Genomic DNA, 22037 nt, shown 5'->3' on the forward strand with positions numbered 1-22037 from the left:
GTTTAGCCGTAGACCGGAAAGCGCTTGGTAAGATCGGCCACCTGAACCTTCACGCGCTCGATCGTCGCGGCATCTTCCGGGTTGTCCAGCACGTCGGCGATCAGGTTGCCGACCTGCTCGGCTTCCTTCACGCCGAAGCCGCGCGTGGTCATGGCCGGAGAACCGAGGCGGATACCCGAGGTCACGAACGGCTTTTCCGGATCGTTCGGGATCGCGTTCTTGTTGACCGTGATGTGTGCCGCGCCGAGTGCCGCTTCCGCAGCCTTGCCGGTGATCTTCTTCGCGCGCAGGTCGACCAGCATCACGTGGCTTTCGGTGCGACCCGACACGATGCGCAGACCGCGCTTGACCAGCGTTTCAGCAAGCACACGCGCGTTCTCGACGACCTGCTGCTGATACGCCTTGAATTCCGGCGAAAGCGCTTCCTTGAACGCGACGGCCTTCGCGGCGATCACGTGCATCAACGGACCGCCCTGGATGCCCGGGAAAATCGCCGAGTTGATCGGCTTCTCGAACTCGGCCTTCATCAGGATCACGCCGCCGCGCGGGCCGCGCAGGCTCTTGTGCGTGGTGGTGGTGACGAAATCGGCGTGCGGCACCGGGTTCGGATAAACGCCCGCGGCGACGAGACCGGCGTAGTGCGCCATGTCGACCATGAAGTACGCGCCGACCGACTTCGCGATCTTCGACATGCGTTCGAAATCGATGCGCAGCGCGAACGCGGACGCGCCCGCTACGATCAGCTTCGGCTTGTGTTCTTGCGCGAGCTTCTCGGCGGCGTCGTAGTCGATGTCTTCGGCTTCGTTCAGACCGTAGCTGACCACGTTGAACCACTTGCCCGACATGTTGACCGGCGAGCCGTGCGTGAGGTGGCCGCCGTGCGCGAGGCTCATGCCCATGATCGTGTCGCCCGGCTTGAGCATCGCGAAGAACACGCCCTGGTTCGCCTGCGAGCCCGAGTTCGGCTGCACGTTCGCGGCTTCGGCGCCGAACAGCTGCTTCACGCGGTCGATCGCCAGCTGCTCGGCAACGTCGACGTATTCACAGCCGCCGTAATAGCGCTTGCCCGGATACCCTTCGGCGTACTTGTTCGTGAGTTGCGAGCCTTGCGCGGCCATCACGGCCGGGCTCGTGTAGTTTTCCGACGCGATCAGTTCGATGTGCTCTTCCTGACGGCGGTTTTCCTGCTCGATGACCTTCCAGAGTTCAGGATCGACGTTGGCGATGGTGTTTTGGGCTCTGTCAAACATACGGGTTCCGTTGAGTGTTTTCAGGTTGACCGGATCGTGCGCCGAATCCTGCGTAGAGGGTACACAGCGGGGTACGCAGCGCTTTGGGCGGCGAGGCTTGCCCTGACGTGGCGAGTGGAGAGTCGCCGCACACGCGAGGCGAGCCAGCCACCGTCAGCGCAGATTAATGCGCGCGGTTCACGGCTGCCCAGGCGAACGGCAAAACGGCACCCTGCGCTTCACGGTGGGTTGTTCCACCTTGAACCCGATTGGTTGAATCGGCTGAGTCGGACGACTCGGTTCTATCGCCAGTCACGCAGGGTCGAGCGCGTTAGTGTATTGGAAGAGGCCCGAATAGGCAACCGGCTTGCGGGTGCTCCGGCGGCCGCTGGCGGGGCCTCCGGACGGTTTGGCGGCCCCGCTGCGCAACCATCTGAGGAAAGCGCGCCGGTCGCGCCGCGCACCCGTTGCGCGCCGCCGCGGCAGCCGCCGATCCGGCTCGTGCATCCTTGCCGCAGCGTGCCATTGGAAGTAGGCTTTGGGCCTTTGTCTCTTACCGACCAGGGAACTGCAATGATCGTGTTTGTCACAGGAGCGTCGGCCGGATTCGGCGCCGCCATCGCCCGCTCGTTCGTCAAGGGCGGCCATCGTGTCGTCGCCACGGCACGCCGCAAGGACCGTCTGCAAGCACTCGCCGACGAGCTCGGCGACGCGCTGCTGCCGTACGAGCTCGACGTGCGCGATCGCGCCGCCGTCGAAGCCGTGCCCGCCTCCCTGCCGGCGGACTTCGCCGCGATCGACGTGCTCGTCAACAACGCCGGCCTCGCGCTCGGCACCGAGCCGGCTCACAAGGCAAGTCTCGATGAATGGAACACCATGATCGAGACCAATTGCACGGGCCTCGCGCAGGTCACGCATGCGCTGTTGCCCGGCATGGTCGAGCGCAACCGCGGGCATATCTTCAATCTGGGTTCGGTGGCGGGCCGCTGGCCGTACGCGGGCGGCAACGTGTACGGCGCGACCAAGGCGTTCGTGCGCCAGTTCAGCCTGAACCTGCGCGCCGACCTCGCCGGCACCGCGCTGCGCGTGACCGACATCGAGCCGGGCCTGTGCGGCGGCACCGAATTCTCGAACGTGCGTTATCGCGGCGACGACGACAAGGCCGCCAAGGTCTACGAAAACGTGCAGCCGCTGACGGCCGAAGACATCGCCGATTCCATCTACTGGATCGCCACGCGCCCAGCCCACGTCAACATCAACACGATCGAGCTGATGCCGGTCGCGCAGTCGTTCGCCGGTCTGTCCGTGCATCGCGGCTGAGTTTGAAGGCGGGCGGCCGGCAAAGCCGGCTCCCATCGCCGCCGACGCCCGCCACAAGCAACTCACACTTCGAAACAGACCCCGGGTTGTGCGTTCCGGTAGAATGCGCCGCATGAATATGTCGACCAGCCAGCCAGGCACGGAAATCGGCTATACGTGGCCCATCCGCGTGTACTACGAAGATACCGACGCCGGCGGCATCGTGTTTTACGCCAATTACCTGAAGTTTTTCGAACGCGCTCGCACCGAATGGCTGCGCGCGTGCGGCGTCGACCAGCACCGGCTTGCGGAAGAAAACGACACGATTTTCATCGTGCGCAGTACCGCGGTCGATTACCGGGCTCCGGCCAGACTCGACGACATCGTGAAAATTATCAGCCGGATCGAGCGTCTTGGCCGAGCTTCGGTAGACTTCGTGCAGGAAGCATGGCGCGAAGGCACGCTGCTTGCCACCGGTTCGGTCCGGATTGGCTGTGTGGACCGCGCGACGCTGCGGCCAGCCGCGATCCCGCCGTCGGTTCTCGCCGCGCTGCGGCACGGGCCGGGCACTAGCGAGAGCGCTGACTGAACGACGGCGGCATGTCAACGGACGATCCCTGAGCCTCGTTGTTACGGGGCCAGTGAACTCATACCGGTCAGGTAACACAAAGCATGGTTCGGCTTCGATACCGCCGAAGCTTCCGTTTTGCCCACGGCAAGCTTGAAGCGGCCTTGCAGCCGGACGCCCCCTTCCCGGGACGTTAAAACGAACCTTTATGAACACTACACAAGATCTGTCGATCGTTTCACTCGTACTCAACGCGAGCCTGCTGGCCCAGGCCGTCATGGCTCTGCTGCTGTTGCTGTCGCTACTCTCCTGGACTTTCATCTTCCGCAAGTGGTTTGCGATTCGCCGGGCGCGCGCGCAAACTGAACGCTTCGAGCGTGATTTCTGGTCGGGCGGCGACCTGCAGGCGCTGTATCAGAGCGCCGCGAACAACCGTCACAGGATCGGCGCGCTCGAGCGGATTTTCGAGTCCGGCATGCGGGAATTCCTGAAGGGCAAAGAGAAGCGCCTGAACGATTCGGGCGCGATTCTCGACGGCGCCCGGCGCGCGATGCGCGCGGCGTTCCAACGCGAAATGGACGTTCTCGAAGCGAATCTGGCGTTCCTCGCGTCGGTCGGTTCGGTCAGCCCGTATATCGGTCTGTTCGGCACGGTGTGGGGGATCATGAATGCGTTCCGCGGCCTCGCCAACGTGCAGCAGGCCACGCTCGCGAACGTCGCGCCGGGCATCGCCGAGGCCCTGACCGCCACCGCGATCGGCCTGTTCGCCGCAATTCCGGCCGTGGTCGCCTACAACCGCTACGCGCACGACATCGACCGTCTGGCGATCCGTTTCGAAACCTTCATCGAAGAGTTCTCGAACATCCTGCAGCGCCAGGCACACTGAGGAGGCCATGATGGCAGGCTCCCGTTCCTCCAGCATGCGCGGCTCGCGCTCGCGTCGCGCAATGGCCGACATCAACGTCGTGCCGTACATCGACGTGATGCTCGTGCTGCTAGTGATCTTCATGGTCACGGCGCCGCTCGTCGCGCCGTCGATCGTCAATCTGCCGACCGTCGGCGGCGCGGCGCCCCAACAGCAGACGCCGCCCGTCATCGTCAACATCCGCGCGGACGGCAATATGAGCGTCAAGTACAAGGACGACTCCGGCGCGCAGCAGCAGGAAGACATGACGAAGGCTGGCCTCAACGGTTTCATCGCCGATCGGGCACAATCGCACCCCGATCAGCCCGTCGTGATCGCCGCCGACAAAACCGTGAAATACGAAGTCGTGATGAACGTGATGTCCGAGCTGAAGGCTCGGGGCGTCAAGCGCGTCGGATTGCTCGTCAAATCGCAATGATCCGCAAGAACTCCGAATACCCGCTTCAGCCGCCGCGTGAACGCGGCACCGGGCGAGCTTTTCTGTTCGCGCTGGTGATGCATGCGCTGCTCGGATTCTTCCTGTATCGCGGCATCCAATGGCAGAACAGCACGCCCGAGGGCGAGCAGGCGGAACTGTGGACAGAGGTGCCGGATTCGGCGATTCCGCGTCCCGTCGTCACGCCGCCGCCCACGCCGGTCGCCCCTGCTCCGCCCGTGCGCGACGAACAGGCCGACATCGCGCTGCAGGAAAAGAAGCGCCAGCAGCAGGAAGCGGCTCGCGCGGCCCAACTGGCCGAACAGCAGCGCCAGCTGAAGCTGAAAGAGCAGCAGGAAGCGGAAGCGAAGCGGCAGCAACAGCTGGCGGCCGAACAGGCGGCCCAACTCGCGGCGCAGAAGGCCGCGAAGCTCAAGCAGCAGCAGCAGGCGCAACAGCAGCAACAGCAGCAGGCCGAGAAGCTCAAGCAACAGCAGCTCGCCGAGCAGCAGAAGCAACAGCAACTGAAAGAACAGCAGGAGCAGCAGCAAAAGCAGGCTCAGGCAGAAGCGCAGAAGAAGGCTGAGGCGGAGAAAGCGGCGAAGGCCAAGGCGCAAGCCGATGCGGCCGCGCAGGCGAAAAAGCAGCTCGACAACGAACGTCGCGCGCGGCTAGCGCAGATGCAGGGTCTGGCTGGCGGCGTGGGCGGCAGCAGTTCGAGCAGCAACGGACTGGGCAAGAGCGGAACGGGTAGCGGCTCGGGCGGCACGGCGGCATCGCCGGGTTACGCGGACAAGGTACGACGGCTGGTGCTTCAGCATGTGAACTGGGGCGGCGAAACGGAAGGTCTCGAGACCGTGATCGCCGTGCGTTGTTCGCCGGACGGCAATCAGCTGAGCGCAAACATTACCCACAGCAGCGGCAACGCCGCGTGGGACGCCGCCGCGTTGCGGGCGGTGAAAGCCTCCGATCCGATGCCTCGGGACGTCAATGGCAAGACGCCGGACTACTTCACTATCACGCTGCGTCCGGCGGCTTGATGTGCAGGCTGACAGCCGACCAGCGGCCAACGCCGCGCCCCACCCGGCGCGGCGTTGCGCGGGAACGAAATAGCCGTTTTCCGGTCTGTCTGCTGTCTTCGAGTATTAAGTAAAACCGTTTTGAGGAACCCATACAGCATGAGTTTGATGACCAAGCTAGGCCTGCGAACACTCGTGGCAACGTGCCTGATCGCCGTCGGCGGCGCCGCCAACGCACAACTCAACGTCCTCGTGACGGGCGTCGGATCCACTCAGTTTCCGATCGCAACGGCGAATTTCGCCAATGAAGCGAACTCCCCGCAGCAGGTCAGCACGATCGTGCGTCAGGATCTGCAACGCAGCGGCAAATTCACGAATATCGACGCAGGCTCGACGCCGGTGTCCGAGACCGATTCCGTCGACCTCGGCGCATGGAAGGCGAAGGGCGCCAACGCGTTCGTCGCGGGCAGCGTGAACCGCCTGCCGAACGGCCAGTACGAAGTGCGCTTCAAGCTGTACGACACGGTCAAGGGCGAAAGCCTCGGCGGCCTCGTGCTGGTGAGCCCGGAAAGCGGTCTGCGCATGAGCGCGCACAAGGTCGCGGACTACATTTACGCCAAGCTGATGGGCAATCGCGGCGTGTTCGCCACGCGCCTGTCGTATGTGATCAAGTCGGGCAACCGCTACCAGCTGCAGATCTCGGATTCGGACGGTCAGGACGCGCACATCGCGCTGTCGAGCCCCGAGCCGATCATCTCGCCGGCCTGGTCGCCCGACGGCACCAAGGTCGCTTACGTGTCGTTCGAGAAGAAGAAGCCGATCGTCTATATCCACGACCTGCCCACGGGCCCGGCGCATCGTCGTATCGGACCAGAAGGGCAACAACAGTGCGCCGGCGTGGTCGCCGGATGGCCGCACGCTCGCCGTCGCGCTGTCGCGTACCGGCAATACGCAGATTTTCGCGGTCAACGCGGACGGCAGCGGTCTGCGTCGTCTGACGCAAGGCAGCTCGATCGACACCGAGCCGACCTACTCTCCTGACGGTCAGTGGATCTATTTCACGAGCGACCGCGGCGGCGCACCGCAGATCTACAAGATGCCGGCGCAAGGTGAAAGCGCGGGCGGCGCGCAACGCGTCACGTTTACGGGCAGCTACAACACCAGCCCGCGTGTGAGTCCTGACGGCAAGGAGCTTGCCTACATCTCGCGCGTCGGCGGTGCATTCAAGCTGTACATCCAGGACCTGCAAGGCGGATCCGCCACGGGCCTGACGGACACGACACATGACGAATCGCCGAGCTTCGCGGCGAACGGTCAGTACATTCTTTACGCCACTCAGGTGAACGGCCGTGGCGTGTTGGCCGCAGTATCGACCGACGGTCGCACTCGGCAGGTCCTGTCCGTTCAGGGGGGCAGCGTACGCGAGCCGTCCTGGGGCCCGTTTATGCAATAACGTTGATGCAATAACACAAGGAGAGTAATCAAATGATGTCCAAACTTCGTTTCGCATTCGCCGTCGTGATGGTCGGTGCACTGGCCGCATGTCACTCGGGCGTCAAGCTCGACGAAAACGCCAACAAGGGCGCGGGCTCGGCCCAACCGAACCCGAACGACGTCGCGACGGTCAACGTCGACCCGCTGAACGATCCGAACAGCCCGCTCGCGAAGCGCAGCATCTACTTCGACTTCGACAGCTACTCGGTGAAGGATGACTATCAACCGCTGCTGCAACAACACGCGCAATATCTGAAGAGCCACCCGCAGCGTCACGTGCTGATCCAGGGCAACACCGACGAGCGCGGCACCAGCGAATACAACCTCGCACTCGGCCAGAAGCGTGCTGAAGCCGTGCGTCGTTCGCTGTCGCTGATGGGCGTGTCGGATTCGCAAATGGAGGCCGTGAGCCTCGGCAAGGAAAAGCCGCTGGCAACGGGTCATGACGAAGCGTCGTGGGCACAGAACCGCCGCGCCGACCTCGCGTATCAACAGTAAGTCAACGGGTGGTGAGCCGAATGACGCATCGTTTCTCCTGGCTGCGGTTTGCCGCAGCGGCCTGCGTCGCAGGCACGGCCCTCATGGCCGTGCCCGCCCATGCGGGCATGTTCGACGACGATCAGGCCCGCCAGGCCATTCTCGATCTGCGCTCGAAGACCGATAGTCTGTCGAGCCAGCTATCGGCGGCGCAACGCACGATCCTCGATCAGTCCAACCGTCTCGACCAGCTCAACCAGCAGGTCGCGACGCTGCGCGGACAGAACGAGGACATGGCGAACCAGCTCACGACGCTGCAAAAGCAGCAGAAGGACTACTACACCGATCTCGACACGCGCCTGAAGAAATTCGAGCCGCAGCAACAGACGGTGGACGGCGTCCAGGGCGAGGTGCAGCCGGGTGAAACCGATGCGTTCAACGCGGCTTCACAGCAATTCCGCAGCGGCGACTTCAAGAACGCGGCGGCATCGTTCCGCAGCTTCATCTCCAAATATCCGAACAGCCCCTATCAGCCGACCGCGCAATACTGGCTCGGCAACGCGCTGTATGCACTGCGCGACTACAAGGGTTCGACGACTGTCTGGCAAGGTGTCGTAAAGAACTATCCGCAGCATCCGCGTGCACCGGAAGCGCTGCTCGCGATCGCGAACAATCAGCTCGAACAAGGCCAGAAGGCCGCGGCGAAAAAGACGCTCGAGCAGATCGTCGCGCAATACGCCGGCTCGGACGTCGCGCAGTCGGCGCAGAACAAGCTGTCGCAGATCAAGTAGATCGTGGTGTCGGATTGATCACGTTTTGATGTAGTTGGCGGTAACGCGCAGTGTCCGAAGTGATAGCCACGCGCGCCTCTCGCTGGAAAGCCCGGGTAGTGATGCCCGGGCTTTTCATTTTGGGCGACGGTCTTGCCGAGTTGACAGGGCATGGGTGCGCCGATATAATTTCGCTTCTCTTTTGGGTCGTTAGCTCAGCTGGTAGAGCAGCGGACTTTTAATCCGTTGGTCACAGGTTCGAATCCCGTACGGCCTACCAAAAGATTCGAGGGCTGACATGCGAAAGCATGTCGGCCCTTTTCTTTTTCTTTTGCCCGCGTGTGCAAACAGGTACGCGTGCGGCAAGCGAGCCGCCTCTTCCCGTCCGCCTCAACGTAGCCTTCCGTTCAGGCACTGCCCTCCGCCCTCCAACGCCGCCAAAAAACACCAGGCATCCCGCAACGACTCGCGCCAACGCGCCAGCGCATTCTTATCTTTTTAGTAATTTTCGATTCATGTTTGTGCCACGGGTGGTTTGTAGCCTCGCGACTTGCAATACCGGCTGCAACTTTCAAAAAATTTCACCCACCCTACTCAAACACACAGAATGCAAACCACCCTGAAGGCGCTTCCGATCGCGGTTCTGATCTCCGCCATCTACGGCTGCGGCGGCAGCACCCAAAACCCGTCGAGCACGAGCGCGCCGCAAGGCACCACGAGCAGCACCCCGGCCACGACGACGACGCCCTCGACTTCCGCCAGCAACTACACGGCTGGCAACCTGCTGATCTCGCGCACGGCCTATGATCCGGCGTACGTCGTGAGCGGCACGCTGCCTTATAACGCGACGCCCACGACCACCAATACGTCGCCCGTGACGGCCGTCACGCCCGGCGGCTTTCCGAACGTATTCACCAACGATTCGAACGACGCCAACTTCGGCGTGACGTCGGAAGCGTATCTGGACCAGTGGGCACCGAACGCGACGAGCCCGTCGCAAACGCTGGACATCACCGCGCTGGCCGCGAAAAGCAACGTGAATTTCGCCACCAGCTTCGCCTCGAAGTCGGAGCTCGCGCTGAACGTGTCGCTGGATCAGAAATCGCTGACCTTCACCGGCTACAACGCGTCGATCGACCAGCTCGATATCTCAAACACGAATACGCCAGGCGTGGTCGACACGACGAATACCGACATCGCAACGCCTACCTACCGTACCGTCGCGCAGCTGAATTTCGCCGATAACAGCCTGTCGTTCACGAACACCAACGCATACGCCGGCAACAACAGCCGCGCGGCCGTGCTCGCCAACGGCATGTACTACATCGTCGGCAATGCCGGCAATTCGGGCAAGAATCCGAAGCCGACGACGGCCCAGCTCGACATGCTGACGATGAACACCGGCGTGCAAAGCATCGCTCCGGGCAGCCAATGCGCGTTCACGCAAGTGATCGGCGCATTCCAGTCCGGCACGGGCACCGGCACGTACGCGGTCGCACCGGCTGGAACGGCGTGCTCGCTGGCGTCGATGGGTTCGATCACGGGCGGCAGCTCGACCGGCGACCAGTTCGGCTTCTCGATCGCGAGTCTGCCGACCACGCCCGCGACGGCAGCCGACAAAACCGGCAAGGACGCCAACTACCGCGGCCTGTTCGTCGGCCCGGACGGCACGATGTACGTCTCGAAGGGCAGCGGCAGCAATGGCGTGAACACCGTGTACCAGGTGGGCGCGACCGGTGCGCTCGCCAATGGCGGCAAGTTGCCGCAAAACGCCGCGACGACGATCGTGCCGGGTTTCCCGACGGCCCTCGCGACCAACCTGACGGCGCTCACGTCGCCTAGCCAGGTGACCGGCACGGTCTATCCGTTCGGGATGTGGATCCCCGCGTCGAATCCTTCGATCATGTTCGTCGCCGACGAAGGCGACGGCACGCCGGGCGACCAGGTGAGCGGCAGCGGCGGCCTGTGGGTCTATCAGAACCAGAACGGCACGTGGAAGCCGCTCGCCAACCTGACGACCGGCCTGAACCTCGGCACGGCCTACACGGTGACGGACACGACCGGCGCGTACGGTACGAAGGGCGCGAGCTATACGACGACGCCTGACGGCTTGCGCAACATCACGGGCCAGGTCAACAGCGACGGTTCGTTCACGATCTACGCGGTGACCTCGACGATCGGCAACAGCCTCGGCACCGCGTTCGATGCGGGCGCCGACTCGAACCAGCTCGTCAAGATCACCGTGAGCATCAACGGTTCGACGGTGAGCTCGGCGAAGGGCTTCACCGTGATGCAGACCGCGCCGTATGGCCAGGCGCTGCGCGGCGTCGCACTCGTGCCGAAGTCCTGAGCGGGTTAGTAGATTCAAAAGAAACGACCTGCCATCCGGCAGGTCGTTTTTTCTGGCACGCTCCAACGTAAAATCCGTCGCGAGCAATCGCCGTCTCGCCTCAACGCGCCGGCAGTCCCGCATTGAACCGCAACACGATCCTGCAGCCTGGCGTGTTGTCGTGAATCTCCACGACGGCCTCGTGCACCCGCGCGATCGCGGCCACGAGACTCAAGCCGACGCCATGCCCCGAAGTCGCCGCCTCCTGCCCGTTTCTGCTGCGATAGAACGGACGCAGGACTGCATCGCGCTCACCTGCCTCGATTCCGGGTCCAGTATCCGCGACCTGCACGACGGGCCTTCCCGCTTCAAGCGTTGCTTGCAGCGTCACCGCGCCGCCACCGGGCGTGAACTTCAGCGCGTTATCGAGCAGATTCTCGATAGCGCCGAACAGCAGATCCACGTCGCCGCGCGCGAAAACTGGTTCGGACGCAAGCACCGCGACCGACAAACGACGGTTCTCCGCGACCGGCTCGTACAACTCCGCGACGTCGCGCAGGATGGTGTCCAGCGACACGTCGCAGAAGCTCGCGCGTCTGACATCCGCTTCGACCTCCGCGATCCTCAATAGCGCGGTGAAACGGTTCAGCACGACGTCCGATTGCGCGATCGCGGTGTCGACGGCGCTCGTGTAGTCGTCGACGGTATGCGAGCGCCGCCGCGCGCGTTCGAGGCCCGCGCGCAGATGCGTCATCGGCGTGCGCAGATCGTGCGCGATGCCCGCGCACACGCCGCGCACTTCGGCCACCAGCCGCTCGATTTCATCGAGCATCAGGTTGACGATTTCCGCCAGACGGTCGAGATCGTGATGCGTGCCGCGATTCGACAGACGCCGGTTCAGTTGACCCGCCATGATCTCGCGCGCCGTCAGACTCATCGAGCGGATATGCCGGTTCGACATCGCGTGAAGCGCGGCGCCGCAGCCGACGGCAAGCAGAATCGTCAGCATGAGCCCGAGGCACAGGATCTTCACGAGCGTATGGTCGAAATGAATGATCTCGTCGATCGAGTGACCGACGACCACCCGCAGACCGCTACGCGTCGGCACGATGATGCCGCGAAAATGACTGGCCAGCGACGGCGGCCCGTCGTCCATTGCTTGCGTGTAGTAGTACGGCCGGCGCTCGCGCTCGGCCGGCAACGCATGGATATTGCCGGCGAGCCAGCGGCCTTCTTCGTCGAACACGCCATAGGGCCGGCTGCTCGCGATGTCGCGCCGGCTCAGCGCCGCGATATTGGCGATCGCCTCGGCGCGGCCGATCGAGCTGAACTCGGCCACTTCTCCGCGCAGCCGTTCATCGACCTCGTGCAGCAGATACGTGTGCATCATCCAGTAGAGCATCGCGAACAGCACGACCGCGCAACTGATGAACACCATCAGCAGCCATGTGACGTTGTTCGCCGGCAGGCGCAGCCAACGCCTATTCGCCGGCACGGAGGACATAGCCGACATTTCGAACCGTGTGGATCATCAGCGAAAACCGTCCGTTCAGACTGATCTTGCGGCGCAGGTGACCGATATGCATGTCGATCACGTTGGTCTGCGCATTGAAGCGGTAATTCCAGACCGACTCGAACAGCATCGCGCGCGTCACAGGCTGCTCCGTATGCAGCATCAGGTATCTGAGCAACTGGTACTCGCGAGGCTTCAACTCGATCGACTCGCCCGCGCGCTGGACCTGATGCGTGCCCATATCGAGCACGAGATCGCCGACGCTCAGCACCAGCGGTTGCTCCGAAGAAGAGCGGCGGCGCAGCAGCGCATTGAGGCGCGCGGTCAGCTCGAGACTGTCGAATGGTTTGGTCAGGTAATCATCGCCGCCGGCGCGCAGGCCGCGTACGCGTTCGTCGACCGCCGAAAGCGCGCTCAGTATCAGCACCGGGGTCTCTTTGCCGACGTTGCGCAACGTGGAGAGGATCGACAGACCATCCACGTCGGGCAGCATCCGGTCGAGCACGACTGCGTCGAAATCGCCGTTGAGCGCGCGCAACAGGCCGGCATGGCCGCTCGGCACGCTTTCCACCGCGAAGTTGTAGTCCTCGAGCGCGGTGGACACTTCGAGCCTCACACGCTCGTCATCTTCGACGACGAGAATGCGGCGTCTGCGCCCCGCGGGGTAGTTGATCGCTGCTCTGCTTTCCAAGAGGACGTCGTTTCCTGTGGTCGTGCGTCGCCGCATGAACGGCGACGTCAATAGCGGGGGCCGCCTATGCGGGCGCGGAGTATGACATGGCCATGTTGCTGCTTCATGACGCGTCCCGCGCGGAGCCGAAAACCGTTCACACCTGCAACTAGTCGAGCTTCAGTGCCGCGCGCACTTCCGCCTTCGCATCGGCAAAGTCGCGCTGAAAATCCGGATTGGCCATCAGCGCCGCCGCGACGAGCGTTCCGTCGATGCGACCCGCTTCGACATCGCTCGGATAGTGGACGCCGTCGACGACGCGGTTCATGCCGAATTCGCGCTCACGCGCGAATAGCGCATCGCGCTTCTCGGGGACCATCTGCGCGAGCAGGATCGCGCACAGATAGCCGAAGGTCGCATGACCGCTCGGGTACGAGTTGTAGTCGTCGCCGGGCCGCTTCGGCACGGTATGAATGCGCGGTGTCCACAAACTTACAAACGTGAGCGCATCGCGTAGCGTCAGTGCGGATCGCGCTGTTGTGGGGCATCCGTAATAGCAACTTTAGATTCGTAAGATACCGATCACTTCGCATTAACGGACGGTTGATAGCATCCCGCCTCGTTCGACTACCAGTTCATCGCCCCACTCGCGAAAGGATGCTGCACCATGCAACGGGTTAGTTTTCCCCTTAGAAAGAAGCCGCTGACGCAATTCGTTCTTGCCACACTGTGCGCGGCCGGCGCGCAGATCTCGCATGCCCAGACCTCGGGCGATCTCGGCTCCGTGCAAAGCACGGCCGTCTCGTCATCGAACAGCGGCACGGCCACCAGCACCAACGTGCAGTCGGCACCGGCACAGGCGCCTTCGCAAGGCTCGCTCACTGCAACCCAACCGCAGTCGGTGATCAGCCGGCACTACATCGAAAACAGTACCGCTCCCACCGCGAACTACAGCGAGATCGTGCAGATCGCGCCGAGCGTGTCGAATGTTTCTCCGAACGGCTCCGGCCTGATGGAATCGCAGAGCCTGTCCATTCGCGGCTTTCAGGACGGTCAGTACAACGTGACATTCGACGGCATCCCGTTTGGCGATACCAACGACTTCACCCATCATTCGACGTCGTTTTTCTCGAACCGGGTGCTCGGCAATATCGTCGTCGACCGCGGTCCCGGCGACGCTTCGCAGATCGGCTTCGCCACCTTCGGCGGAACGATCAGCCTGCAGTCGAGGGATCCGTCGGCATCGCCGGCATTCTCGGTGCTCGGCTCGTACGGCAGCTTCGACACATGGCAGGCCGGCGCCGAGTTCAATACCGGCTATCTGCAGCAATGGGGCGATGCGCGCGCAATGGTCGGCTATGCGCAGAGCAGCAGCGACGGTTATCTGACCAACGCGGACCAGCGCCGTCAGAACGTCTACTTCAAGCTCGACAAGCCGATCGGCGACAACGCGCTGCTCACGCTGTTCGCGACTTACAACAACATCCACCAGAACGTGCCGCTCGGCGCGACGGCCGCGCAGATCCAGCAGTTCGGTCCCAACTTCGGTCTTGGCGCCGACCCGACGAGTCAGGCCTATGCCGGCTACAACTTCGACAAGATCAACACGGACTTCGAATACATCGGCGTGAAAACGAAGGTCGCCGAGTGGGTGATCGACAACAAGCTCTATACGTACGGTTACTACCACAACGGCTTCAACGGACTCGACCCGAACGGTGAAACGCCAAACGGCACGATCTTCGGCCCGAACAACGTGCCGGGCCAGGAAATGAACAACAACTACCGCGCGTTTGGCGACGTCCTCGCGCTCGAGCGGCAGCTCGGTCCCGGCAAGCTGCAGACCGGCATGTGGATCGCGCACCAGTCCAACTTCCGCGACAACTTCAATGTCGATTCGTCGCTGAACTTCGCGTTCATCTCGCAGAACTTCACGATGAACGACACGATGCTGACGTTTCAGCCGTATCTGCAATACGCCTGGCAACTGCAGAACGGTTTGACGATTACGCCGGGACTCAAGTACGTGTCGTTCAACCGCAGCATCGATACGCCGATGAACCAGAAGACCGGTGAGCCGCTCGATTTCAGCCACACGTGGGACAAGGTGCTGCCGTCGTTGACGCTGCACCAGCAGATCACCCCGCAATGGAGCGCGTATGCGCAGTACGCGCAGGGCTTTCTCGCGCCGAACCTGAATGTGTTCTATGTCAACGATCCGACCGTCTCGGGACAACCCGATCCGGAACAGACCGACAACTACCAGATCGGCACGACGTACAAAACGGGGCGTCTGACCGTCGCCGCCGATCTGTACTACATCAACTTCCGCAACGCGGTGACGAGCCGCACGGTCGGCAACAACGTGATCTTCTCGAATGCGGGTGGCGCGACCTACAAGGGCGTCGAAACCGAAGCGACCTTGTCGGTCGGCGACGGCTTCAGTCTGTACGGCAATCTGACCTTCAATTCGGCCAAACAGAAGAGCACCAATACGTGGATGCCCAACGCGCCGCAATCGACGGCCGCCGCCGGCGTGCTCTACGAACGCGGGCCGCTCAACGGTTCGTTGCTGATGAAGTTCGTCGGCCATCAGTATGGCGATACCGGCAACACCCAGCCGATCGGCGGCTATGCGATCACCAACTTCGCCAGCTCATACACGTTTGCCCGACTCGCACCGTGGACGCATGACACGCGCCTCGGCTTCCAGATCGACAACCTTTTCAACCGCACCAGCATCAATGCGCTGGCCGGCTACACCGCCGCGGACAACACACCGCTTTACTGGACCATCCCGGGCCGCGCGTTCGTCGCGACGCTGTTCACCGATTTCTGAACGGAGCTTCTTTCATGACTGTCGATAACCTGCTGCACCTCGCGAACAATTCCGGTGGCGTGTTGTATGTGATTGCCGCCATGCTGTTCGTTGCCCTGACGATCATCATCGAGCGCTCGTGGTTCCTGCAACGCGCATCGAGCGGCAGCCGCGCGGTGCTCGACCAGGTCGACCGCCTCGAACAACTGAACGCCGCCTCGCTGACGGCATGCGCCGAACCGTTTCAGGCGCTGCCGATGGCGAGCCTGCTGAAGGTCGCCGGCCGGCTTGCCGGTCAGACGTCGCGCGATGAGCTCGATGCGTGTCTCGACGAAGCGATCATGCGCGAAGCACCGAACATCGACCGCTTCCTGTGGGTGCTCGACACGATCGTCACGCTCGCGCCGTTGCTCGGTCTGTTCGGCACGATCGTCGGTATGTTCAACGCGTTCCAGGTGCTGTCGAATCCGGGCAACGCACCGACCCAGGTCACGGGCGGCGTGGCCGAGGCACTGATCGCGACGGCGTCGGGTCTGTTCGTCGCGATGATCGGCCTCGTGTTCTTCAACGGTCTGCACAACCGCGTAAGAGGCGTCGTCCATCAGCTCGAAACCCTGAAGGCGGCGCTCGTGAACCGGCTTGCGGCCAGAACGCATGAGTCGGTCAAGCCGGTGCATGAAGTGCCGCGCCCGGTGGTCGGCAAATTCGCTTCGCAGGGAGTCTGACGATGAAGTATTTCGAGGCGCGAAAGGCGCGCATCGAGATCATCCCGATGATCGACATCATGTTCTTTCTACTGGTGTTCTTCATCATGATCACGCTGCACATGATCCCGAACGCGGGGCTGCGCTCGCAGCTGCCGTCGAGCGCCACGGCGCAAGCGCTGCCGCCGCCGCAGGTCACGGTAACGTTCGCGACCGACGGCAGTCTGTCGGTCGACGGCCGCACGCTGAGCCTTGCGCAATTGACCACCCTGCTCGCCGCCCGCACGGACGTCGCGCATACGGTCGTGACGATTGCCGGCTCGAAGCAGGCGCAGATCCAGCACCTCGTCTCGGTGATGGACGCGTGCCGCGCCGCGGGCGTATCGCAAATCGCGCTCGCCGCGCAGCCTGTGGCGAACTGATATGGCAACCGTACCCGCCTGCGGGATCGTGCAGCAACGAACGCGCCTATTGCCGGCCGCCGCCATCGCGCTCGTCGCGCAAGCGCTGGTGCTCGGCGCGACGATTGCGCTGCTCACGCATACGACCCGGGTGTCTTCCGTATCGTATGAAGCGCCGCCAACGCTGCTGACGCTGGCGGCACCGGCTCCCGCGCCGCAACCGCCGCAGCCGCCTGCGAAGCCCGTGCCGCCTCCCGCGCGGCCGGTCGTACCCGTGCGCCATGCTGCGCACAGGCCCGCGAAGCCCGTGACGGCCGCGGTGCCGAAGCGCGTGCCGACTCCGGTGCCGGTGCAGCCCGCGGCGACACCGACCGAGCCGCCATCCGCGCCCGCGCCGCAACCGCCAGCCGAGCCCGCGCGGCAACCGCCCGCACCCGCTGCGGTGCCGGTTGCAGCCGCGCCTACGCCAAGCTTCGAGGGTGCGCTGCGCGCGGCGATTCAGGCCGCGCTGCGCTATCCCGAGTCGGCCCGCATGGCTGGCATGACGGGCCGCACACGCGTCGCGTTCCGGTATCGCGACGGCGTCGTGTCCGACCTCAGCGTCGTGGTGTCGAGCGGTATCGGACTGCTGGACCGCGCAGCGCTCGCAGCCGTGCGCGACGCCGCTTATCCGAAACCCGAGTCCGCATTCGTGGGCAAAACGCTCTCGGAGCAATTGTGGGTCGACTTCAAACTCGACGACCACGAATGATGATCCGCTAACGCCCAACCGCACGAGAGACGTCATCCGCCCACCGGAATGGCGTCCCTGTTCCCAATCCATCCGCAGTACTAATATGAATCTACTCAACGCGAAACTGAAAAATATCCTGTCCGCCCTGATCGCCGGCGGCGTCGCTTCCCTGCTCGCGCTGTCGAACGTCCATGCGGCGACGGGCGCCAACGCCGATCAATTCGAAATCGCGAAACGCTACGGCCTCGAAGGCGGCGAGCGTTGGGATTACGTGGCGTACGACGCTGTTCGCCAGCACCTCTTCATCAGCCGCGACACGCACGTGCAGGTGATCGATACGCGCACCGGCAAACCGGTCGGCGAGATCGCCGACACCGACGGCGTGCACGGCTTCGCGTTCGTGGAGGACCTCAAGCTCGGCTTCGTCACCAACGGCCGCGCCAATACGGTGAGCGTCGTCGATCTCGACACCCTCAAGGTCGTCGACAGCATCAAGGCCGCGGGCTCCGACCCGGACGGCATCCTCTACGTGCCGGCCTTGCGGCGCATCTTCGTGAGCAATGGCCACGACGGCAGCGTCAGCGCAATCGACGTCGCGACGCGCAAGGTGGTCGCCACGATGAGCGTGGGCGGCAAGCCGGAGGCGCTCGCGGCGGACAGCCACGGGCACGTGTTCGTCAATGTGGAAGATCGCGCCGAGATCGTCGAGATGGACGGTCGGTCCGCGACGGTGCTGGCGCATTGGCCACTCGCGCGGTGCGAGTCGCCGACCGGACTCGCGATCGATCCGGCGAGCGAGCGCCTGTTTTCGGTTTGCGCCAATCACCGCATGATGATCGTCGATGCGACGTCGGGCCGTCGCGTGGCCGAGGTGCTGATAGGGGGTCACCCCGACGCGGCGGCTTTCGATCCGGCCTTGAAGCTCGCGTTCAGTTCGAACGGCGCGGACGGCACGCTGACGATCGTGCATGAAGACGATGCGGACCATTACACGGTCGCGCAGAACATGCCAACGCTGGAAGGCGCGAAAACGATGGCGCTCGATGAACAGCAGCACCGGATCTATCTGGTGTCGTCGAAGTTCGGCGCGGCCGACCCGGCCACGGCTGCCAATTCTCATCCGCGCGCGACGGTCATCCCCGGTACGTTCGAAGTGCTCGAGGCGCAGCTCAAGGCACGCTGACGCGCGGCATCGACGCACGGCCGCCCGTTGATCGCGGCGGCGCGTCAAACATCGGTTCGCCTAGATGAGGCCGTGCGCGACGCCGCTCGGCGTCGCCCAGCGCTCGCTGTCGTTCGACACGCCGAAATCGGCGGCCCGTAGTGAAACGGTGGCCGAGCAGGCCGTCGCACGCTTTGCGCTGGCGCGCGCGAGGATGCGTTGCTCGTGCACATAGAAGAATTCGAGTTGGCGCGCGTCGGACGCTTTTCGTTGGAGCTCGAACACATCCTCGAGCACGCGCCGCGACACATGAAAACGCTGAAGTCCGCGGCCAAGCCGGATCTGAAAGACAACACCGTCGCTGTTATGCGGCACCGCTGCCCAGATAAGCGGAATGCTACTCATGGAGCCCCCGTAACTGGATCTTCATGTCAGGAACATTGACGATTTCATCGTCGCACGGATAAACGCACGGCGCGACTTGTCAAAATTAAACAAGGTTGATTTGGCGTTTTCACCACAGTGGCAGGTGTTGCGACGCAACGCCCCAGCGAATCCTTACTCGACAGCAGTCCGTCGCTTGCGCCGCGCGGTCGTTCGTCGGGTACGATGCAATGCGGCCCGATTTAATTTGCCACGCTTCTCGCTAATTTTTCGGTAGCCGGCATGCAGAAGAATCATTCGCTTTTGCGTCGGGAATCCACACGCAAGGAATATGCGTTGGCTCGTTTGCGTCTTGCCACGAGCCGCCTTATGCGCGCTGAGTCGGAAGCTGAAAAGACACTCGCCACCTGCTGGATGAAGGCGTGGGCAAGCGTCATCGGCGATGCGCAGTTCCCTAAGCTTCCTTACCGACCGGCCACTCCCAAAGCGAGGCGGCGCTCCTCGCCAAGGCTCCGCGATTGACATCTGCCGTCGCTCGAACTGAATGGCGACGCGGCGACATCGTCGCGCACTCCAACCCCATTCATTGACCGTATGGTTCGCCACCTCACAGACCGTCTACGCCCTCTGCTCGCATGATCGCTTCACGACGCCTTCGAGCGTTCGCGACAAACAGAGCAACAAAGAAGAGACGACAAAACGGCGAGCGCGTCCCGTAACGATCGGGCTGCCCCGCCGCTCCGGGGGTACCCATGAAAGCTGGAAAGGTAATCTGGGTAGTGGCTTTGCCGTGTCTGATCGAAACGTCGCATGCGCAGGAGGTCTATCTGCAAGGCGGCACGCTGGGCATCGGGGTTGGCGCGGCGTGGAGCGTCACGTCGTGGTTCGGCGTGCACGCGGACTTCAACGCGATCAATTTGTCGCACAACTTCGAGGTTGGGGGCAATCGCTACGAAGACGGCATACGGCTGCGTCAGGGCGGTCTCTACGGCGATTTCTTTCCGTGGGCCGGCACCGGCTTTCGCGCGACAGCGGGCCTGCGTCTGACCGACAACGAGGTCAGCGGCAACTCGGTTCCGACCAACGGCATGTACGTATTCGAGGGCAAAGCCTCGCCGGCCTTTCCTGGCGAATACGCGACGGCGACCGCCCGATACCCGACCGCGATGCCCTACCTTGGCATCGGCTATGGCTTGCGCCCGAGAGCCAAAGGCTGGGGGCTCGTGGTGGATCTCGGTGTCGCCTACGGCATTCCGAAGACCTCGTACACACTGTCGCCGGCACTGTCGCAGGCCGCGGGACCGCAGATGAGTCAGCAGATCATCAACACCGGATTGCAGCAACTGCGCGATAAGGTCTCGCCTTATCGATGGTATCCGACGTTGCAGGTCGGCATTTCTTATCGCTTCTGAGGCGCAGCGCACGGAAACCGTCGCAGTACTATAAATTTGCGAAGGACTTTTCACATTCCGATTGCATAAAAAACAAACGAAAGAGAGAGCGATACGACTTTCGCTTTTTCTGGTTATTTATCGAGATGAAAAGATATGCAATGATCGCCGCCGAATCAGCGGAGCATGTCTGAACCTTGCGCCAGCATACGTTCCGGCAACCCCACGGCCCATTGCTTTTTCATTGAACCGATAATGACCACCTTTCTGTTCGATCTGCTGTCGAACCTCGCCTTGTTCGCCATCGTATCGATGGCCTGTCGACTGTATAACCGGTTCGGGTCGGGTGCCGCGCTGAGCGGCCCTGCGATTTTCATCGTGATCGCGCTGACCGCATGCGTGCTCGACGGCTTGTTGACGTTTGTCGTGTTCGCCGACGCGCAGAACCGCTATGGACAATTCGCCCTGCCGACGTCGTTTCTTCAGCGTGCTGGCGCGTATGCGCTCGCGATCGTGATCGCGTTCTCGTGGCACCGGATGTCGAGGCGCCGGCGCCCCGTGAAAAGCGACCCGGACAACGCGGTTGTCATCCAGACGTCACCGTACTCCGAATCGCGGCTGCGCATGTGAGCCCGGCACGCCCCGACCGGCCTTTCACGTACGCCCCGCCATGTTTCATCTCTGTATTGCCGCCGCGAGCAGGGCAGGAACGGTCCTTGCGCATGCGGGCGCCGTCGGCTATAACTCCCGAAGACCGCGCGTTGTGGGTCATGGCACCACCGTCGTTCAATCCGTTGATGGCAATCTATAACGAGGAAACATCTTGGATATCGAAACCGTACGTGCATTCGTCATGACCCGTGGCATCGACATCGGCACCAAGGTCATCGGCGCAATCGTGCTGTGGCTCGTCGGCCGCTGGATCATCGGGCTGATCTCCAACCTGTCGCGCAAGCTGCTCGCACGCAACGGCCGGGTCGACCCGACACTCGCCCACTACCTCGCGTCGATTCTAGCCGGGTTGCTGAACCTGCTGCTCGTCCTCGCGATCCTGGAAATCTTCGGTGTGCAGACGACGTCGTTCGCCGCGTTGCTCGCCGGCCTCGGCCTCGCGATCGGTACTGCGTGGGGCGGCCTGCTCGCGCATTTCGCGGCCGGCGTGTTCATGCAGGTGCTGCGGCCGTTCAAGGTCGGCGATTTCGTCATGGCCGCGGGCGTCACCGGCACCGTCACGGAGTTGGGCCTGTTCGGCACCACGATCGTGACGCCGGACAACGTGACGACCATCATCGGCAACAACAAGATCTTCTCCGACACGATCTCGAACTACAGCGTGCTGCCGTTCCGGCGCGTCGAGCTGACCGCGAAGATCGCCAATGGCGTCGATCCGACCGATGCGATCGCGCGTTTGAAAGCCGCCGTCGCGAAGATTCCGAACGTGGCCGAAAACCCCGCGCCGGATATCGAGGTCTTGAGCTTCACGCCAGAAGGACCGCTGCTGTGCGTGCGCCCTTACTCGTCCAACCAGAACTACTGGCAGGTCTACTTCGACACCAATCGCGCGATCGTTCAGACCTTCAAGGAAGCCGGCTATCCGACGCCGGAAACGCCACTCGCACCGCGCGCGATCACGCGCGATTGATCTGATCGAACCTCCGCGCGCACCCGACACGGGGCGTCGGCATGGCGGCATGAAAAAAGGCGTCGCGAGATTCGCGACGCCTTTCGTGTTTTCA

21 protein-coding genes, 1 tRNA gene, 1 pseudogene and 1 riboswitch are annotated in these 22037 nt (G+C 63.0%); of the genes and pseudogenes, 18 read left to right on the forward strand and 5 right to left on the reverse strand.

Annotated elements, in window-relative coordinates:
• Window positions 1–2 precede the first annotated feature (2 nt).
• Entirely contained in the window at window positions 3–1250 is a 1248-nt protein-coding gene (gene glyA, locus OKW35_RS06290; RefSeq protein WP_429551510.1) for a serine hydroxymethyltransferase, read from the reverse strand.
• A 178-nt stretch (window positions 1251–1428) separates the two neighbouring features.
• Window positions 1429–1555: riboswitch (ZMP/ZTP riboswitch) on the reverse strand.
• A gap of 247 nt (window positions 1556–1802) precedes the next feature.
• Between glyA and ydfG the strand changes: the two genes are divergently transcribed.
• The 10 genes and pseudogenes from ydfG (at window position 1803) to OKW35_RS06340 (ending at window position 10546) form a co-directional block, all read left to right on the forward strand.
• Complete coding sequence (gene ydfG / locus OKW35_RS06295; RefSeq protein ID WP_090803174.1) at window positions 1803–2549, forward strand: bifunctional NADP-dependent 3-hydroxy acid dehydrogenase/3-hydroxypropionate dehydrogenase YdfG; 747 nt, start codon at window positions 1803–1805, stop codon at window positions 2547–2549.
• Window positions 2550–2652: 103 nt separating this feature from the next.
• Entirely contained in the window at window positions 2653–3117 is a 465-nt protein-coding gene (ybgC, locus tag OKW35_RS06300) for a tol-pal system-associated acyl-CoA thioesterase (RefSeq protein ID WP_184062254.1), read from the forward strand.
• A 187-nt stretch (window positions 3118–3304) separates the two neighbouring features.
• Complete coding sequence (tolQ, locus tag OKW35_RS06305; RefSeq protein ID WP_090803171.1) at window positions 3305–3982, forward strand: protein TolQ; 678 nt, start codon at window positions 3305–3307, stop codon at window positions 3980–3982.
• A gap of 10 nt (window positions 3983–3992) precedes the next feature.
• Entirely contained in the window at window positions 3993–4439 is a 447-nt protein-coding gene (gene tolR / locus OKW35_RS06310) for a protein TolR (RefSeq protein WP_090803169.1), read from the forward strand.
• Window positions 4436–5476, forward strand: a complete 1041-nt coding sequence (gene tolA / locus OKW35_RS06315; protein ID WP_429551511.1) for a cell envelope integrity protein TolA — start codon at window positions 4436–4438, stop codon at window positions 5474–5476. Before tolR ends, tolA begins: the two co-directional genes overlap by 4 nt.
• A gap of 138 nt (window positions 5477–5614) precedes the next feature.
• Window positions 5615–6908 (forward strand): annotated as a pseudogene (tolB, locus tag OKW35_RS06320) (Tol-Pal system beta propeller repeat protein TolB).
• A 32-nt stretch (window positions 6909–6940) separates the two neighbouring features.
• Window positions 6941–7447: a peptidoglycan-associated lipoprotein Pal gene (gene pal / locus OKW35_RS06325; RefSeq protein ID WP_018419502.1), complete on the forward strand. Its 507-nt coding sequence runs from the start codon at window positions 6941–6943 to the stop codon at window positions 7445–7447.
• Between the two features lie 20 nt (window positions 7448–7467).
• On the forward strand, window positions 7468–8217 hold the full coding sequence (gene ybgF / locus OKW35_RS06330; protein WP_429356639.1) for a tol-pal system protein YbgF: 750 nt from the start codon (window positions 7468–7470) through the stop codon (window positions 8215–8217).
• Window positions 8218–8400: 183 nt separating this feature from the next.
• Window positions 8401–8476, forward strand: a tRNA-Lys gene (locus OKW35_RS06335).
• 327 nt (window positions 8477–8803) lie between these two features.
• Complete coding sequence (locus OKW35_RS06340) at window positions 8804–10546, forward strand: hypothetical protein (RefSeq protein WP_429551512.1); 1743 nt, start codon at window positions 8804–8806, stop codon at window positions 10544–10546.
• 100 nt (window positions 10547–10646) lie between these two features.
• On the opposite strand, the gene OKW35_RS06345 is transcribed toward OKW35_RS06340, so the two are convergent.
• The 3 genes from OKW35_RS06345 to OKW35_RS06355 form a co-directional block, all read right to left on the reverse strand.
• Window positions 10647–12029, reverse strand: a complete 1383-nt coding sequence (locus OKW35_RS06345; protein ID WP_429551513.1) for a sensor histidine kinase — start codon at window positions 12027–12029, stop codon at window positions 10647–10649.
• Entirely contained in the window at window positions 12007–12729 is a 723-nt protein-coding gene (locus OKW35_RS06350; RefSeq protein WP_429551514.1) for a response regulator transcription factor, read from the reverse strand. Before OKW35_RS06350 ends, OKW35_RS06345 begins: the two co-directional genes overlap by 23 nt.
• 148 nt (window positions 12730–12877) lie before the next feature.
• Entirely contained in the window at window positions 12878–13174 is a 297-nt protein-coding gene (locus tag OKW35_RS06355) for a phosphatase PAP2 family protein (protein ID WP_429551515.1), read from the reverse strand.
• Window positions 13175–13375: 201 nt separating this feature from the next.
• Between OKW35_RS06355 and OKW35_RS06360 the strand changes: the two genes are divergently transcribed.
• The 5 genes from OKW35_RS06360 (at window position 13376) to OKW35_RS06380 (ending at window position 18547) form a co-directional block, all read left to right on the forward strand.
• On the forward strand, window positions 13376–15547 hold the full coding sequence (locus OKW35_RS06360) for a TonB-dependent receptor (RefSeq protein WP_429551516.1): 2172 nt from the start codon (window positions 13376–13378) through the stop codon (window positions 15545–15547).
• Window positions 15548–15561: 14 nt separating this feature from the next.
• Window positions 15562–16251, forward strand: a complete 690-nt coding sequence (locus OKW35_RS06365) for a MotA/TolQ/ExbB proton channel family protein (RefSeq protein ID WP_429551517.1) — start codon at window positions 15562–15564, stop codon at window positions 16249–16251.
• Window positions 16252–16253: 2 nt separating this feature from the next.
• A complete protein-coding gene (locus OKW35_RS06370; protein WP_429551518.1) occupies window positions 16254–16652 on the forward strand; it encodes an ExbD/TolR family protein in 399 nt (132 codons plus the stop codon).
• 1 nt (window position 16653) lies between these two features.
• Window positions 16654–17382: a TonB family protein gene (locus tag OKW35_RS06375; protein WP_429551519.1), complete on the forward strand. Its 729-nt coding sequence runs from the start codon at window positions 16654–16656 to the stop codon at window positions 17380–17382.
• Between the two features lie 85 nt (window positions 17383–17467).
• The gene (locus OKW35_RS06380) at window positions 17468–18547 is read left to right on the forward strand and encodes a hypothetical protein (protein ID WP_429551520.1); all 1080 of its coding nucleotides are present in this window, start codon (window positions 17468–17470) and stop codon (window positions 18545–18547) included.
• A gap of 60 nt (window positions 18548–18607) precedes the next feature.
• On the opposite strand, the gene OKW35_RS06385 is transcribed toward OKW35_RS06380, so the two are convergent.
• Window positions 18608–18931 carry a hypothetical protein gene (locus OKW35_RS06385; protein WP_184002279.1) on the reverse strand — a complete coding sequence of 108 codons (324 nt, stop codon included), beginning with the start codon at window positions 18929–18931 and terminating at the stop codon, window positions 18608–18610.
• Between the two features lie 731 nt (window positions 18932–19662).
• Between OKW35_RS06385 and OKW35_RS06390 the strand changes: the two genes are divergently transcribed.
• From OKW35_RS06390 to OKW35_RS06400, 3 genes are all read left to right on the forward strand, one after another.
• Window positions 19663–20322 (forward strand): hypothetical protein, encoded by a 660-nt coding sequence (locus tag OKW35_RS06390; protein ID WP_429551521.1) that lies wholly within the window; start codon window positions 19663–19665, stop codon window positions 20320–20322.
• A 234-nt stretch (window positions 20323–20556) separates the two neighbouring features.
• Complete coding sequence (locus tag OKW35_RS06395) at window positions 20557–20931, forward strand: hypothetical protein (protein WP_429551522.1); 375 nt, start codon at window positions 20557–20559, stop codon at window positions 20929–20931.
• A gap of 193 nt (window positions 20932–21124) precedes the next feature.
• The gene (locus OKW35_RS06400) at window positions 21125–21943 is read left to right on the forward strand and encodes a mechanosensitive ion channel family protein (protein WP_429491020.1); all 819 of its coding nucleotides are present in this window, start codon (window positions 21125–21127) and stop codon (window positions 21941–21943) included.
• Window positions 21944–22037: the final 94 nt, after the last annotated feature.

The sequence above is a fragment of the Paraburkholderia sp. MM5477-R1 genome (assembly GCF_050436385.1).
Lineage (GTDB): Bacteria > Pseudomonadota > Gammaproteobacteria > Burkholderiales > Burkholderiaceae > Paraburkholderia > Paraburkholderia tuberum.